Below are 16,140 nucleotides of genomic sequence, written 5' to 3'. Positions count from 1 at the left end.
TGTTCCCGTTTCGATTCGTCTTCAATCGACGGAGAGAGAGGATTCCGTTAACGACAGATACTGCTCAATCGCCTGGACGAGCGGTTGCTGAGCTTCGACCCAAAACGCGATAGATGTTGGATCGGCGTCGAGGTGACGTTTAACGATTTCATCGATCGTCGCTTGACCGGAATCGTGCATGACGGCATCAAAAACTGTCGAAAATTGACTCGGATCCGCTTGAACCGTCTGATAAAGACTATTGCTAAGCAGATAACCGATCGTATACGGAATGTTGTAGAACGCAAGGTTCGGATTAAACAGATGACTGATGTACATCCATTTGTAGCGCGCTGGTTCAGGCAGCACTGGACCATAGGCTAAGCGCTCTTCCTCTTGTAAGAGTTCACTCAACCTTTCAGCATTGATCGTACCATGCTGACGTTCCGCATAAAAACGTTGCTCGAAACGGAACATTCCGGGAACGATGCTGGCATATTTCAGCCCCTCTCGAATCTTGACCTCTAGAAGAGCAAGTACTTCCTCGCGCTCCGTCGTCTCTTTGATCGCAGCATCGAGGACGAGATTCTCCATGAATGTTGAAGCCGTCTCCGCGATACTCGTTCCTTTGACTTGGTTTAAATACGGTTCATCTTGCAGAACATAATTATGATAGGCATGACCGAATTCATGAGCAAGTGTCGCGACGTCTGGATAACTGTCACGGTACGTCATGAAAATCCGGCTCTCTTTTGCAATCGGAAAGGCAGCGCAGAATCCGCCTTCCGCTTTTCCGGGACGATTCTCCGCATCGACCCATCCCTCGTTAAACACGTTTTCAGCAAAAGCACCGAGCTTTGGATTCAACTGTTTGAATTGTTTGCTTACGATTGCCTGTGCCGTCTCAAACGGAACATGCCGCGCGGAACGATACGTATTCGTCTCAAAATCATGCCATTCTCCCGTCACCTGCTCTGCCTGGGCAATCTTGCGGGCATAATAGGCGTGAAAGAGGTCTCGGTGCTGATCGAGTGCTTCGATCATCGCTTTTAAGCTCGCTTCTGAAATCCGGTTCTGCTCAAGCAACTCTGTCAATGGTTGCTCCCAGTTCCGCATCTTGTAGGATTGCAATCTGAAGCCGGAGATCCGGTTCAAGATCGTCGCAAACAAGTCAGCCTCTTTGGCACAAGCGGCGTCAACTGCAATTGCTGCCGCTAGACGAGCCGAACGATCAGGCGCGAACATCGCTTCATGCAATCCTTGACCGATCGTGACCTGCTTTCCGTTCAAGTCGACCCGTAACGCCATGAAGCGCTGATTGTAGAGTTGTCCCCAGCCCTGGAATCCATCCACACCGAGATCCTGTAACAATTGTTCTTGAATCAGTGGTGCACGACGGGACTGGATGTCACGGCGTTCGTTTAAGAAAAAGGCGTACGGTGAATCCGTAACGAGCGCTTCCCACTCTTCTTGAGACAGTGCTGCGATCTTTGTATCGAGTGCTGCCACTTCACTGCGTACCATCGCTTGGACGACTTCGATCTCTTCAAGCAATGGATGGACTTCAACACGCGTGACATCTTCAGCGTACAGGCAATAAATGAAGTCGCTCCATTCCTCGACGTCGCGCGCGACTTGCTGATAACGCTCGACCTGTTCTGCCACATCAATCGGCCGATTCGACAATGCTGTTTGTATGGAAGCGATGCCTGCTTTGACGTCATCAATCATATAGAGTGTTTCTAATTGCCATCGTGTGTGTTGCATGTGATTTCCCCCTCTTCGTGATCTTTCCGTTCTTTCATTCGTGGGGACACTCGACTTCTCCTGTATTTTCCATATAGATACAAAAAAACTCCTTCAGTCATTGACTAAAGGAGGACATCATCATAACACGAAGAAGTAGACACATAGGAAATGCGCTAGACTACCGAGTAGTACGAAGATGTGGAAGATTTCATGGAATCCGAGATGTTTAAACGATAAGACACGCGGCTTGAATCCATAGATGATGCCACCGATCGTATAGAAGATACCACCAAGGAACAATAGACCGATGCCGAGCGGTGATAAGACTTGCGCGAGTGGTGTGATCGCAAACACCATGATCCAGCCCATTCCGATGTAGAGCGTCGTCGATAACCAGCGTGGACTGTTGAACCAGACTAATTTGAAGGTAATTCCGGAAACAGCAATCAACATGACGATGCTAAACAAGACCCAACCCGTCGGACCATTCAGACTGACAAGACAAAACGGCGCGTAGGAACCGGCAATCAACAAATAAATCATCGAGTGATCCAATCGTCGCCAGATCGCAATCGCCCGGTCGCTCGCAAGGACCATATGATACGTTGCCGAAACAGCATAGAGTGCCATCATGCTGACCCCAAAAATAATCGCTGCGACGATGGCGAGTGATGCTCCGCGTTCTAACGATGCTTTAATGACGAGTGCGAGTAATCCGACAAAAGCAAAGACAGCCCCTCCCAAATGTGTTAATCCATTAATCGGTTCTCTCATATAAGCTTTCACTTTTGTTCCTCCCCTGATATGTAGTTTTGAATACTACATGGCGTTATATACATATTCTATCATATGATGAAGAAGTAGAAAGTCCTATTTTAACGATTTTGGAGGTTTTTTTATGACACGTTCTGACGACACGAGACATGATCGTCAATTACAGCTCGCAGATATCCCGAACATTGATCTTTATATGGATCAAGTCATCCAACTGTTTGAGCGAACATTCGAGGAAACGACGCGGAATGCGGATGAGACAATCCTGACGAAGACGATGATCAACAATTATGCCAAAAAAAAATTATTTTTTCCGGTTACGAATAAAAAGTATACGAAGGAGCATTTGATTTTAATTAGCTTGATTTATCAGTTGAAAAGTTCGTTTTCGATTAACGATATCAAGACGATCCTAACGCCCTTGAACGAAGGCATCGAACAGAATCAACTCGATCTGGAAGACTTTTATCGCACTTACCTTGAACTGACAGAACGAAATACAGCCCGTTTCATCACCGAACAAGATGCTCTTACCGCCTCGACGACCGATCCACTGGAACAGATTTTAGCGCTGGCTCATATGAGTAATCTGTACCGGCGTGCAGCGGAACAATTGATCGATACCCAACTAAAAAAATAAGATAACGCTTTCACTGCGTGATACACTATAAGAAAAAACAGAGGAGGAACAGTCATGGAGATGGCGACGACTTTCTTGCGACAACTGGATCATATCGCACCAGAATTCAGAACGTATCAGGACGGTATTCTCATCGAATTGGCATTTGACCGGACGATCGGAACGGAGCAGGTATCCGCAAGCACGTTACTTGAGACAGCAGACGATTTAACGACACGATTGCGCACGCAAACTACGCAGGCTTTGCTGCTCGCTTCAAAAATCCATGCTTTTGACGCTCATGCACCGAGCCGCATCGCCGAGATGATGTCGCTTCACGGCTATTTTAAATCCCATCGTTTGTCGCATCCCCTGAATGCCTACTCCACTGCGCTGTTCATTAGTCGTATTTCTCCACAAGACATGGTACTCGAGCGGACCGTTCAGTTATACACTCTTCTTAAAAAACAGCATCGTTTCATCGTATCACCGCTGTTGACCTCCTTCGTCTATTTTCATGCTGCGACACGCGGTGATTTAGACGAACTCGCTTCGCGTATTGAAGCAGTCTATCAACGACTGAAACGACGTTTCGGTCGCGCTCAACAGACGTATATCGTCGCCTTGTTATTCTCTTTATTACCAGAGGACGATTGGGATCGTTATATCGCGCAATTGGAGTCGTCCCGTAAATTACATCGTAAGCATCATGTCCCGCTGTCATTCCACGGAATGCTTGCACTACTCGGCGACCCCAACATCCATGCTTCGGCACTCCAACAGATGGCAGAGACGTTACGCTCCGATTTACGTTTTAAGTACCGGAGGGACTTGGTCTATTTGACGGCGATCCGATTATACTTGAGTCAACAAACGATCCTGCAACAACTCTTCCCATCTTCGATTCTTCCGCCGGATAGCGCCGATGCGACTCCGCTCTTGCTCTTCCCTGTTGATTTGACCGATACGTCACATGCGACAGATGGCGGAATTGACGGTGGATTCGATGGTGGAAGTGATGGCGGTGGGAGTGGCGAGTAACCGTTTAAAAATAATACATTAAAAAGGGCAATCGACGTGTGGCATTTCTGCCGGACATCGATTGCCCTTTATTTTAGTCATTTTTAACCTTGTTGGTTCTCTTCATCGGATGGCTCGACATCGCCATCTTCATCAGAAGCATGCGACAAATCGGGTGCCTCTTCACTTGAAGCTTCGTCATCTGGTCGTTCTGTTTTCTCAGCTTCTTGATCTTGATGCTTCGTTTCTTTTTCATCCTTCGATTTTTCCGGAACCTCCGTATTGTCTTGCGGGTCACGTCCGGCAATCTCATCCTTCGTCATCCGGTTTCCTGAAGTAATCGGGTCCGTCTCTTTATCATGTTGATCAGCCATTTGGCATCCCCCTTAAAATGTACTTGTTCCACATTTTAATGTATTCCCGACTGAAGAACGGTTAAACCTCAGCACGCCCTCGAACGATGTCCTCGATGAGTAATTGTTCAATCGGCTGAGGGTGATGGACCTCGTAGCCTTGCATATAAAGTTGCTCATCCAACACTTGAATCTGTTGCAATTGCGACGCGGTCTCGACTTCCTGAATCACGAGCGCGATGTTTAACGTCGACGTCAAGGAATGAACAGAGCGAATCATCGAACGCTCTAACTGATTTTGCACGAGTCGACGTGTAAAGATTGGATCGAGCTTGACTGCTTGGACTGGTAAACGCAATAACGAATTAAGTGACGCGTAGTGACTACCGAAATGATCGACCGTCAGACGGTAGCCTGCTTGGCGCAGCTGCTCCAAACGTTTGATTGCAAAACGACGACGCGTCTGCAATACTTCCTCCCGGATTTCAAGAATGAGTCGTTCGCCCGGGAAATACGATTCTTCTGTCAGTCTCAGTAATTCTGAAAAGAGTTGATCCGACTCGAACTGACTTGCCGATAGATTGACGGCGACGGAAATCTTACGTCCAAATGTCTCCTCCAAGCGCCGTTGATCCAGGATCGCCTGACAGATCGTAAATCGACCGATGTCTGGGAAAATCTCCATCTTCTCGGCAATCGGAATAAAATCCGTCGGACTGACGAACCCAAGCACAGGATGATTCCAGCGTAGAAGCGCTTCGACCGCGACGTAGCGTTCTTGTTTCGCATCAACGATCCATTGATAGTAGAGCTCGAATTGTCCCCGTTCTAGTGCATGCGAAAGCTCTGATTCAAGAACTGATGCAAATGGATGCTGTTCCGCATTCCGATTTGGATTAACAAATGAGGTTCGCTGTTTCCCCTCGTGTTTGACTTGTTGCATCAAGGCTTCTGCTGCGTAGATTTGTGTCTGGCGACTTGCCATATCACCGGTCAGAAGACTGACGCCAGATGATGCCGTCACCTGAATCGGTTCGGCTGCAACACCAACGATCGGTTGCTCAATCGCTTCCGTGACGATGCGAGCGTAATCTTCCGCATATTGTTCGAATTCCTGTTCCTGTTCAAGTGCTGCTAAGACGACGAATTCATTCCCATCCATTCGACCGACGACATGATTCGGTAAAGGAACATATTTCAGCCGATTCGCGATTTCGCGTAGCACTTCGTTCCCTGCCCGGTACCCATGCGTCGCATTAATCGCATGGAAACGGTCGAGGTTCAACACCATTAAGAAAGCAGGATGAATCGTCACACTCGAGATCAGTCGATTCATGTATCGTTCGTTATAGACATCTGTTAGCGCATCCTTGATGACATACGTTTCGACGTTGATCGATTTACTAATAATATCCGCATACCGCTCGACGAGTGCGATATCCTGCTCCTTGAAGTCGAATGGTTGATCATCAAAGGCACATAATGTCCCGATTTTTTCATTTTCCGCATTTTTGATCGCTACTCCTAAAAAGCTACCGTTCCCAAGAGCTTTCGTGACCGGATGATTGACGGTCAATGGATCGTTGAGCAATTCATTGATCGAGACCTTCCCGTCCATCTCATCGACGACCAGCTTACAGAGGACATGTTGGAAGACATGGGTCGAGCCTTCTTCGATCAACTGACGTTCTTGATTGATTGCCTTGACGACAAAGTTGCTGTATGAGTCGTTCAATGCAAAAAATAACGTATTGACGCCAATTCGTTCACTCAGCTTTTCAAGAATTTCCTCAACGAGTGGATGTAATGCTTCATAACGAATATGTGAGTTATTCACCGTGTCTTCCTCCTTTCTGAGTCTGTCGTCGGTCATACGCCGATCGGAAGTTGAATGATGAAGGTACTGCCTTCCCCTTCCGTCGATTGGACGGAGATTGCTCCGCCATGATCGAGGACGATCATCCGACAAATCGCGAGTCCTAAGCCCGTTCCGCCAATTTTGCGCGTATCCGAGTTATCTGCTCGGTAAAACTTATCAAAGATGTAAGGGAGCGCTTTTTCTGGAATACCAAGCCCTTCATCTGAAATCTCAATTCGTAATTGATCTGACTGATTTGATCCTTTGATCCGAATCGCGCCGCCTTCGGGCGAATATTTAATCGCGTTCATGATCAAGTTCGTAAACAGTTGTTTCATCTTCTCACTGCTGGCTGAAATCGTATAGGATCCCGGACTAAATTGGACACTGATGCGATGTGCGCGACTCGCAAGATCGAACATCGGCTTCATCTCGAACATCAATTGTTTTAAATCAAGTAATTCTTTTTGTGTTCCGTGTGTCGAGTCTTCCCCTTTTTGAATTTCCAAGATGTCATTGATCAATTCCGCCAATCGAACGGTTTCTGAATGAATCGTCTGCAAATAGCGTTTCTGCCGCTTTGGATCGACTTCTCGTTTCATCAATAACTCCGTGAAGCCCATGATCGAAGAAAGCGGTGTCCGCAACTCGTGCGAAACGATCGAGACGAACTCTGCCTGCTTAAGGTCGAGCTCCTTGTCTTTCGTCACGTCACGTAAGACAAGCATCATCCCCCATTCAACGTTCGCAATCGCAATCCGTTCAGCATAGGCACTGAGCAACAAGTTCCCCCTGAATGCCGATAACTCGATCGTTTCTCCCGGAATATCCCCGTTCATCAGTTGACCGATGTAATCATGAAGTGCTTCCGGCTGATCGACATGTTCAAACAGCGACGTCGCCCGTTCATACGCGTGACGGAACCCTTGCGCCTGATTGACGAGCTTTGGTGGAAACATGTTCAATAAGGCTTGGTTCGCATAAATCTGCTCCCCGCTACTCTCGATATATAGGACAGCTTCCCGAATCGAATCAAGTAGCTGATACGTCTTGATTTTTTCATGCTCCATTTGATGGAACAGGAGATGGCGTTCAAGCGTCATCCCAAGTTTTCGTGATAGATCAAGTAAATCCCCGACTTGTTCTAAATTGAACTGGGCGAAGGCATGGCGGATGTATAGCAGTCCGACGACTTGTCCGTTGCTTGGAGACTGCACGGGAATTGCTGACTCGAACTGGTCGCCGAGTGGCAATTGGACCGATTTACGCATGACGAATGCGCGACGCAAGACCGAATATTGATCGAGATCTTTTTCGATCAGCTCCATATCGTCGATCCCTTGTGCGACGAAATGATTTAACTGCTCCCGCCGGTACAAGAGGATAGCTCCTTCTTCTACCTCGAGCAGTTGCAACAAGATCATCAAGACAGTCTCACAGGCTGCTTCAACATTTTGTGTCGCCAACGCTTCCATGATTTCATTGCGTTGCTTCAATTTCACTTCGACGTTTCGTAAATTCTGTTGTAATCGATTGATTTCACGTTGATCGAGTGATGTGAATCGTGCCTCAGTTGATGCCGGAACCGTTCCTTGGCGCAATCGGTAAGGGCGATCCTTCGAGTGGTCTCGTAAAATTCGTTTCAACGTGTATCCTCCTTTCTGAATTCATTCATGCTTCAAATTATATCACGGTCCGTACCGTATCAACAGTTCCAGCACTGTCTTCCTTACATGCTGGTTTGCACTAATGTACGAAATGATTCTTCAAAGGAACGGTCCGCATCACGCGTCCGTTTTTTCGGTCCCTTCGTACGCCCGCCTGCTCGTCGGATTTGTTGTCCGACATGGCGAGTGTGGAGCAATAAATCGATATTATCGTTCGTGAACTGGCGACCATTTTGATCAATTGCGAATCCCCCTCGCGCTAAGACGAGTGCTGCCAGACCAAAATCCTGGGTCACAACGAGATCGCCACGTTTCATCCGATTGACGATCGCATAGTCGACGGCATCTGGTCCTTGTCCGACGGTAATCGTCGTCGCTCCTTCTCGGATCATCTGGTGTGCCGTATCACAAACTAAAAAGACGTCACGTCCCTGTCGGTGTCGAATGACAAGATCGACAACGGGACATCCGTCCGCATCTACGAAAATAGACATTTGAATCCTCCCTTATTGTTTCCACTATCAGTGTCACAAATCGAAAGATTTTTTGTCAAGTCGCGCTTCCCATTTGACCGTCTCTTCGTTCTTCCGGACAATAGAAAAGAGAGGATGTGTTGAAATGAACGCTGCGACGTTCCAATCTTTTTACCTGTTATTGAAAAAAACGAAACCACCGGTCGGTTTATTATCTGCCGCCGTTTCCGTCTCCGTCATCCAAGCGCTGGCTGCGCTCGCCATTCCTTGGTTCTTAAAGACGTTGATTGATGGTTTTACTGTCGATCGACTGACACCACAATTGATCAGTCTATTTGTGATCGTTTTCCTCGTCCAAGTCGTCGCGAACGCTTTATCGATCTATTGGTTACAGATCGTCGGTCAACGGATCGTCGCCAATTTACGAACGCTTCTATGGAAGCATCTATTGACGCTATCGATTCCGTTCTATGATGAGACAAAATCCGGTGAGCTCGTCTCACGACTCAATAGTGACGCAACGACACTTCAGCAATTGCTATCGGAACAACTCGTCCGTTTGCTGACGTCACTCGTCTCAATCATCGGAGCAATCACGATCCTGTTCTTCCTCGATTGGCAAATGACGCTCGTCATGGTCATCGCTGTCCCCGTGACCTTGTTGATCATCATTCCGCTCGTCCGCAAATTACACAAGATTTCTCGTGAGACTCAGAAGGAACTTGCAGGATTATCCGGTTTTTTTGCCGAGATGCTCGGTGAGGTCCGACTCGTCAAATCACAAGCAACAGAAGACTATGAGCTGGGACGAGGAAAAACGCGGATTGAGAACTTATACGGATATGGTGTGAAGGAAGGACGAATTCAAGCCCTCTTGTTGCCGATCTTTAACGTCACTCTAACGACGATGCTGATCTTGATCATCGGTTTTGGTGCCTACCGCGTTGCGACGAACCAGATCACGGCGGGTGAACTCGTCGCCTTTTCGCTCTATTTGTTCCAAATCATGACACCGCTCGTGACGATGACTGAATTCATCACGAAGTTACAGAAAGCACGCGGTGCGACAGAGCGAATCATCGAGCTTCTCGATGAATCACCGGAAGCACCTGGAACGCTTGTAGCATCACGTCCGTTTACGGACGTGACGGTCGAACACCTGTCATTTGGATACAATGAGACGTCGATCTTACAGAATGTCAGCTTTACGTTACCACGCGGCAAGACGACAGCAATCGTCGGTCCGAGTGGCTCCGGTAAAACGACATTATTTGCGTTACTTGAGCGATTTTATCAACCGACGTCAGGACAAATCCGTCTCGGAGATCAACCCATTTCTGATTTGACGTTATCGTCTTGGCGACAGGCAATCGGATATGTCGCGCAGGATTCCCCCGTCTTATCAGGAACGATTCGTGACAATCTCGTCTACGGTCTGACAGATGACATCAGTGAAGACAAAATCCGTGCGGCTGCACGGATGGCGAATGCCGATACGTTTATCGAACGATTCCCGGAAGGTTATGCGACTGAGATTGGAGAACGGGGTGTCAAACTATCTGGTGGTCAACGCCAACGAATTGCGATTGCACGTGCACTCCTCCGTGATCCGGAAATTCTGTTGCTTGACGAAGCGACATCCAGTCTCGACTCCGAGTCGGAACGTGTCGTTCAAGAAGCACTCGAGCGATTAATGGTCGGACGGACAACGTTTGTCATCGCCCATCGTCTCGCGACGGTCCGTCATGCCGATCAAATCATCGTTCTTGAAGATGGTCAGATTTCAGGTATCGGGACACATGATCGACTTGTCGTCGACAATCCATTGTATAATAAGCTCGTAACGCAACAATTCATCGGCACGGAACGTGCAAGGGGGAATCACGTATGAAGACAGTCGGTTTCATCGGATTAGGTGTCATGGGACAAGGCATGGTCCGTAATCTGCGTAAGGCAGGTTTTACAGTCAAAGGATACAATCGCACGAAAGAGAAAGGACTCGTCCTTGAAGCAGATGGTGTCGAAATCGTCGATACGATTCAAGATGTCGTCACGGATGTCGACGTCGTCATCTCGATCGTCGGTTATCCGCAAGACGTCGAGCAGATCTACTTCGAAGACGGCATACTCGATCATGCGACACCAGGAACGATTCTGATTGATATGACGACGTCTAGTCCGGCTCTTGCTGAACGAATCGCGCAGGAAGCGACAGCACGCGGTCTTCAGGCACTTGACGCACCTGTCACGGGCGGTGATCTCGGTGCGAAGAACGGAACACTCGCGATTCTCGTCGGTGGTGAAGAAGCGGCTTTCGCACAAGCGAAGCCATTATTCGAGGCGATGGGGAAATCGATTTCACTCTTCGGTGGTCCTGGTAAAGGGCAATCGGCGAAGCTCGCGAACCAAATCGCAATCGCCGGATCGATGATTGGAACAGCGGAGATGTTGTTGTTCGTCACACGATCCGGAATCGATCCGACACAGTTCATCGAGACGATCAAATCTGGTTCTGCCGGTAGCTGGAGTCTTGAAAACTTGATTCCGCGCGTCATCGCCGAAAACTACTCACCTGGTTTCTTCGTCAAACACTTCATCAAGGATATGCGTCTTGCCCTCGAACGCGGCGCTGAGATGGGTGTCGCGACACCTGGTCTCGCACTCACGAAAGACTTATACGAACAACTTGCTGAGCTGGGTCACGCCGATTCCGGTACACAAGCGCTTTATCTATTGCTTGCTGAGCGTTCACGCGCTTCGGTGGAATAAGCAAAAGCCTCTACGCTACGTCTACTGACGTAATGTACAGGCTTTTTTACGTTCATCCCTTAACGGAACGTGTTGGTTTCAAGCGTTCATAGAAGTGTGCCATCGTCGTATCGAAGTATGGCGTCAAGAAGATGACACCCACTGTACTGAGTAGTGCGAGGATCCCCCAGCCGATGAAACTCAAGTAAAGCATGATCAGTTCACGCTTATGCCCTTTCATCATCCGGCGGCTTTCACCAAGTACTTGCCAAAACGATAATTCCGGTCGATCGACTAAAATATACGGAACGAGACGATATGCTAGGTAAAAGTATAGTGCCGGTAAGATCAAAAATGATCCAACATAGACCAATACCGTTACGATCGCATATGCGGCAATTGTCCGGAAGGCACGTCGAAACGAAGAGAACCCTTCGAACAGTGTTCCGATTCCGGCAGACTCCCCGCGGGTGAAACGTAAGTAAGCAATCGTTCGACCAACTGTCACTGGAGCCAGGACGATCGTGACGACCATGTTCAGTGCGATGAATCGAACCATACTATCAATGTCATCTTGATCAAATGACATCCGGCTTGCAGCGAGCGCAAAAATAAGGAAGTAGATGATCGAGATGCTTAATCCGACCAACCATTGTCCTTTTAACGTACCAAGAGCAGCTTGTTTCAATTGTTTAGGGTTCATGTCGTACTCCTTTATATCCACTATTTCCACTTTTGATTTTAGCCCAGTTCCTTTGAAAAACCTAGTTCTCCCACTCTGCTTTTCATCTGCTTGAAGCGAATCGTCGAAAAGTCGTCACGAGCGCATGAAAAAATCCATTTCCCTCATCTCAACAGATCAGAAAAATGGATTGATTCACTCGATGATCATCCTAGGAGTCGTGTCAACGCCTCAACGCGTTCTTTTTGAATGGCACCGTCTTGTAAGACCGCCGATCCTACATGCAGTTCGGACGCCTTCGTTGCTTCAAGAAGTGCCTCTGCATTTTCAAGTGTGATGCCGGATCCTGGTAAGATGATCAAGTCCGGATAGTCTGCAATCAAACGTGCGATTGTCTCTTTACCTTCTAGTGCCGTCGCTTGACCACCTGACGTCAAGATCCGGTCGACTTCCGGAAAATCAGCGAGTACTTCTGCCGCTTCAAAAATATCACGACTACTGTCGATTGCTCGGTGGAACGTCAATGACAGTTCCCCTTTATGTTTGATGATGCGACCGAGGAAACCTTCGTCGACACGACCGTCTGCTGTCAATGAGCCGACGACGATCCCGGCTGCACCGAGTTCACGGATCAAGTCAATATCCGTGATGATTGTCTCCTCATCTGATTTCGAATAGACGAACGACTTACTATGTGGTCGCACGAGGACGTGAACCGGAATCTCGACCGTCGAGACGACTTGACGGATCAGTCCGTAGCTCGGCGTCAATCCCCCTTCGGATAATGCGGAAACGAGCTCAATCCGGTCCGCTCCGGCTTGTTCTGCTGCGACCGCTTCTTCTACGGTCGATGCGATGATTTCTAACATGATACATCCCTCCCGCATCAGTGTATCATGAGACGACCATCCAGTTCACGCGTTCGTTGAACAGTTTCATCTCCCATGATGGCGGATAGGAAGCTGGACTGAGGACGATTTTCGCGCGCCGGAACTCTGCCACTTTATATTTTCGGTTTCCTTGGAACTCGTCATTGGCTAAGAAGGCGTAGACATCTTTTGTGCAACTAATGACCGCTTTTTGGATAAGTGACGATTCGATATCATCACTGACGAAGCCTCGCTCAATCTCAGCACCATCAAACGATAGGAAACAGGCATCAAAAGCATAGGCATCCAGCGCTTGCAATACCTCGACCCCGACCGTCTGTCCGTATGCATCGACTGTTCCGCCTAACAATCGAATTTCCCCAGTGAACGGTCCCGTCTTACGGCACTGCTCCAAGTGACTAGCGACGATCAGTGAATTCGTGACAATCGTCGCGTTTCCCGTTAAATAAGGTAACAAATGCTCGACCGGTTCTCCCCGTCCGAGAAAGATACAGGAATAGTCACTGAGCCACCCTTTCGCATAGCGCGCTAAACGGCGGGACAGCTGATCCGTTCGCCGTGAGATCGGCGTCTCCCGTTTTCCTCCTTGATAGATAGCACCGCCATAGACACGCTTCAATTGACGTTCGCGTTCCAACTCCTCTAAGTAGCGTCGTACCGTTTCTCCCGAGACATCGAGACGTTCGATCAAATCCTTCGTCATGACTTTCCCTTCCTCTTCCAGCCATTCCATGATGCGTGATTTCCGCTCTTCTCCTAATAACGACACGTGCGCTTCCCCCTTTACAGACCAGTTCTAGTTCTAGTGTAGCGAACGTCTGTAAAGGTCTTGTAAATCCGATGTAAATAAACGTGTAGTTCCTATGAAATGTCGTTGAATTCGTCCGTTATCCGACTCTTTCATCAAACGAAAGACGCGCCTGCCTCTCAATGAGTGAGATGCAGACGCGTCATTAGTCGTTCATTCAGATGATTTCTTTGCAAAGAGTGGAATCTTAGACTCTGTTCCTTGGCGAATCCGTTGGATGTTATCACGGTGCTTGAAGATGACGAACAACGCAAGAACCGTAAAGAAGGTCGGAACGATCCAATCGTTCGTCAAGACGCCGATCGTAATCGACACGACAATCCCGACACTTGCTGCGACGATCGAACTGAGCGAGACCATCCGGCTCAGGCGAAGTGTCGTCAAAAAGGATACGAGCAGAAAGATGAAGAGAATCGGACTCGTCACGAGCAACATCCCACCAGACGTCGCGACTGCCTTTCCGCCCTTGAACTTTGCGAAAATCGGATAGATATGACCGACGACAGCCGCTAATCCAGCAAACAGCGGATGCACATCTGCGCCCATCAAGATCGGAACAAGGCTCGCGACGGCTCCTTTTCCAAGATCACCGATCAAGACGATGATTCCTGCCTTTTTCCCCAAGACACGGAACGTATTCGTCGTTCCGAGATTCCCGCTACCTTGTTGACGAATATCGATTCCGTGTCCCCATTTCCCGACAAGTAATGCGAACGGAATCGAACCAAGCAGATAGCCAAGAACCAAAATCCCTATGATTTCAATCATAGTCAACCTCCAACCTCTTAGTGACCGACTTTCATATATTCCTCAAGAGTCTGTCCGTTATTTTTAATTTGTGTCGCGACATCGACTCCGACATAACGAATGTGCCATGGCTCATACGTATAACCCGTCCGCGACTGGAAACCACGGTCGTAACGAACGATGAAGCCGAACTTCGCTGCGTTATTCGCGATCCATTTTCCTTCTTTCGTATCACCAAGAGCGGCTGTTAATCCATTACCTACACTTGGTGCCGAAATATCAAAAGTGAGACCGGTCTGGTGTTCACTGTGACCAGGGCGTGCTGAATATTGATCAGCAGCTGCCTTGCCGTCACGTGCGACATAATTATTATACAATACTTTTTGACGTGCGCCGGAACGGAATCCGCTAACAGCGTTCAATGTCACGCCTTCTTTTTTAGCAGCAGCGAACATCTTTTCCATCTGTTTCGCAGCTGGCGCTCGCATGTAGCTTTGTTCAAGTACACCCGAATAGGAGAAGCTGACGTTTGGAACGACGAGATCCGACGGCTTGTAGTCGATTGGCAAGCTATACTTCTTGTTGACAACGACGAGCATTCCAAGCGAAAGATCGGCTTTGGCATCTGCTGATTTATCGACGTCTGGCGTCTCATCTTCTGGTTTCGATGGTTTTTCCTGCTCTGGATCCTGAGACGAACTATCCGGTTTATCCGTCGATTCGTCCTTTTTGTCTTCTGTTTTGTTCTCTGCTGCAGGTGTATCATCTTTCTTTTCTATTTCATCCTTCGTTGCCTCATCCGAAGATCCTTGGTCCTCTTGTGTCGTCTCATCGGATGATTTGTCTTCAGATGACTTGTCTTCTTGTTTTGCATCTTCTGACGTATCGTCTTTCGTTGTTTCATCTGTTTTGTCTGTTTTGTTTGTTTCTTCTTTGTTCGTGTCTTTTGCTGTGTCTTCTTTTTTCGTTTCGTCTTTTGATTGTGTTGTCTCATCTGATTTCTGTTCAGTTTTCGTCGTATCGTCCGCTTGTTGATCTCCAGGATTACATCCTGCAAGGAGAAGCGCTAACGTACTAACGGTTACGATTTTTTTCATGAGTAAGACCCCTCTTCTTTTTATGCTTCTCTATGTTACCGCTAATTGTTCCATCCGTCGAGCCTACTTCCAACAGATGGACTAAGACCCTACCTTACTTCAGCTTCTTTATTTTCGCAAATGATTCTGACTTTGTCATCGGTCGTTAGTACCAAGTGCTAAATTTTACTGTTCAGGGTGCAAATAAAAAAAGCGGAACCGATTCAATAAAATCGATCCCGCTATTGTTGTACATCTTCACGCTTCCGTTAAGAGTGCTGCGTCCGTCTCACTCATCTTCTCGTAGATGTCGTGCCAGTTTGGGAACACCTTCGGCAAACGAATCGGTCGGAAGTTTTCCTTCTTGACGACGACATGTGTCGTCTTTGCCGATACCGCAAGTTTTCCGTCTGGATGCTTGACGGTATAACCATAAATCGTCCGTAAGCCATCGTAATGATCAATCCAGACCGTGACGACCGCCGTATCACCGTACGTCAACGAGCGCTTATAATCGAGATTGACATTCGTAACCGGGGAGACATAACCCGCATCTTCCATCTCCTTGTAATTAAGACCCAAGGACTGGATTAATTCTGTCCGTGCCAGTTCCAGATAGACGAGATAGTTCGAATGATAGACGATGCCCATCATGTCCGTCTCGGCGTACCGAACAGGTATTTCAATCGTATGCATG

16 protein-coding genes are annotated in these 16,140 nt (G+C 48.0%); 4 read left to right on the top strand and 12 right to left on the bottom strand.

Going from position 1 to position 16,140, the window contains the following annotated elements:
- Window positions 1-21: 21 nt before the first annotated feature.
- Both ASG02_RS02860 and ASG02_RS02855 read right to left on the bottom strand, forming a co-directional pair.
- The gene (locus tag ASG02_RS02860; RefSeq protein WP_056060609.1) at window positions 22-1,746 is read right to left on the bottom strand and encodes a M3 family oligoendopeptidase; all 1,725 of its coding nucleotides are present in this window, start codon (window positions 1,744-1,746) and stop codon (window positions 22-24) included.
- Between the two features lie 120 nt (window positions 1,747-1,866).
- Complete coding sequence (locus tag ASG02_RS02855) at window positions 1,867-2,514, bottom strand: hemolysin III family protein (protein ID WP_035408614.1); 648 nt, start codon at window positions 2,512-2,514, stop codon at window positions 1,867-1,869.
- Window positions 2,515-2,626: 112 nt separating this feature from the next.
- Here ASG02_RS02855 and ASG02_RS02850 point away from each other — a divergent pair, with 112 nt between their 5' ends.
- Window positions 2,627-3,142 (top strand): DUF1836 domain-containing protein, encoded by a 516-nt coding sequence (locus tag ASG02_RS02850; RefSeq protein WP_035408615.1) that lies wholly within the window; start codon window positions 2,627-2,629, stop codon window positions 3,140-3,142.
- Between the two features lie 54 nt (window positions 3,143-3,196).
- Window positions 3,197-4,162, top strand: a complete 966-nt coding sequence (locus ASG02_RS02845; protein ID WP_056060607.1) for a DUF4003 family protein — start codon at window positions 3,197-3,199, stop codon at window positions 4,160-4,162.
- Window positions 4,163-4,245: 83 nt separating this feature from the next.
- Here ASG02_RS02845 and ASG02_RS02840 read toward each other — a convergent pair whose 3' ends face one another.
- From ASG02_RS02840 to ASG02_RS02825, 4 genes are all read right to left on the bottom strand, one after another.
- Window positions 4,246-4,515 (bottom strand): hypothetical protein, encoded by a 270-nt coding sequence (locus tag ASG02_RS02840; RefSeq protein ID WP_035408622.1) that lies wholly within the window; start codon window positions 4,513-4,515, stop codon window positions 4,246-4,248.
- 61 nt (window positions 4,516-4,576) lie between these two features.
- A complete protein-coding gene (locus ASG02_RS02835; RefSeq protein ID WP_235513991.1) occupies window positions 4,577-6,331 on the bottom strand; it encodes an EAL domain-containing protein in 1,755 nt (584 codons plus the stop codon).
- Between the two features lie 32 nt (window positions 6,332-6,363).
- Window positions 6,364-7,998: a cell wall metabolism sensor histidine kinase WalK gene (locus ASG02_RS02830; RefSeq protein WP_231496873.1), complete on the bottom strand. Its 1,635-nt coding sequence runs from the start codon at window positions 7,996-7,998 to the stop codon at window positions 6,364-6,366.
- Window positions 7,999-8,081: 83 nt separating this feature from the next.
- A complete protein-coding gene (locus tag ASG02_RS02825; RefSeq protein ID WP_035408624.1) occupies window positions 8,082-8,513 on the bottom strand; it encodes a YaiI/YqxD family protein in 432 nt (143 codons plus the stop codon).
- A 124-nt stretch (window positions 8,514-8,637) separates the two neighbouring features.
- Between ASG02_RS02825 and ASG02_RS02820 the strand changes: the two genes are divergently transcribed.
- Window positions 8,638-10,383: an ABC transporter ATP-binding protein gene (locus tag ASG02_RS02820; RefSeq protein ID WP_056060602.1), complete on the top strand. Its 1,746-nt coding sequence runs from the start codon at window positions 8,638-8,640 to the stop codon at window positions 10,381-10,383.
- Window positions 10,380-11,261, top strand: a complete 882-nt coding sequence (locus tag ASG02_RS02815; protein ID WP_056060600.1) for an NAD(P)-dependent oxidoreductase — start codon at window positions 10,380-10,382, stop codon at window positions 11,259-11,261. Before ASG02_RS02820 ends, ASG02_RS02815 begins: the two co-directional genes overlap by 4 nt.
- 52 nt (window positions 11,262-11,313) lie before the next feature.
- Here the strand turns inward: ASG02_RS02815 and ASG02_RS02810 are convergent, their stop codons facing one another.
- From ASG02_RS02810 to ASG02_RS02785, 6 genes are all read right to left on the bottom strand, one after another.
- Window positions 11,314-11,943, bottom strand: a complete 630-nt coding sequence (locus ASG02_RS02810; protein ID WP_035408632.1) for a DUF975 family protein — start codon at window positions 11,941-11,943, stop codon at window positions 11,314-11,316.
- A gap of 185 nt (window positions 11,944-12,128) precedes the next feature.
- Window positions 12,129-12,791, bottom strand: coding sequence for a copper homeostasis protein CutC (locus ASG02_RS02805; protein WP_056060596.1), 663 nt, complete (start codon window positions 12,789-12,791; stop codon window positions 12,129-12,131).
- A gap of 25 nt (window positions 12,792-12,816) precedes the next feature.
- Entirely contained in the window at window positions 12,817-13,581 is a 765-nt protein-coding gene (locus ASG02_RS02800) for a DeoR/GlpR family DNA-binding transcription regulator (protein ID WP_056060593.1), read from the bottom strand.
- Window positions 13,582-13,773: 192 nt separating this feature from the next.
- Window positions 13,774-14,388: a glycerol-3-phosphate 1-O-acyltransferase PlsY gene (gene plsY / locus ASG02_RS02795; protein ID WP_035408639.1), complete on the bottom strand. Its 615-nt coding sequence runs from the start codon at window positions 14,386-14,388 to the stop codon at window positions 13,774-13,776.
- 17 nt (window positions 14,389-14,405) lie between these two features.
- Complete coding sequence (locus ASG02_RS02790) at window positions 14,406-15,464, bottom strand: M15 family metallopeptidase (protein ID WP_056060590.1); 1,059 nt, start codon at window positions 15,462-15,464, stop codon at window positions 14,406-14,408.
- A gap of 237 nt (window positions 15,465-15,701) precedes the next feature.
- The gene (locus ASG02_RS02785) at window positions 15,702-16,139 is read right to left on the bottom strand and encodes a thioesterase family protein (RefSeq protein ID WP_035408645.1); all 438 of its coding nucleotides are present in this window, start codon (window positions 16,137-16,139) and stop codon (window positions 15,702-15,704) included.
- Window position 16,140: the final 1 nt, after the last annotated feature.

This window comes from Exiguobacterium sp. Leaf196, from assembly GCF_001423965.1.
Taxonomy (GTDB): Bacteria; Bacillota; Bacilli; order Exiguobacteriales; family Exiguobacteriaceae; genus Exiguobacterium_A.
This window is presented reverse-complemented; position numbering and strand designations above follow the sequence as displayed.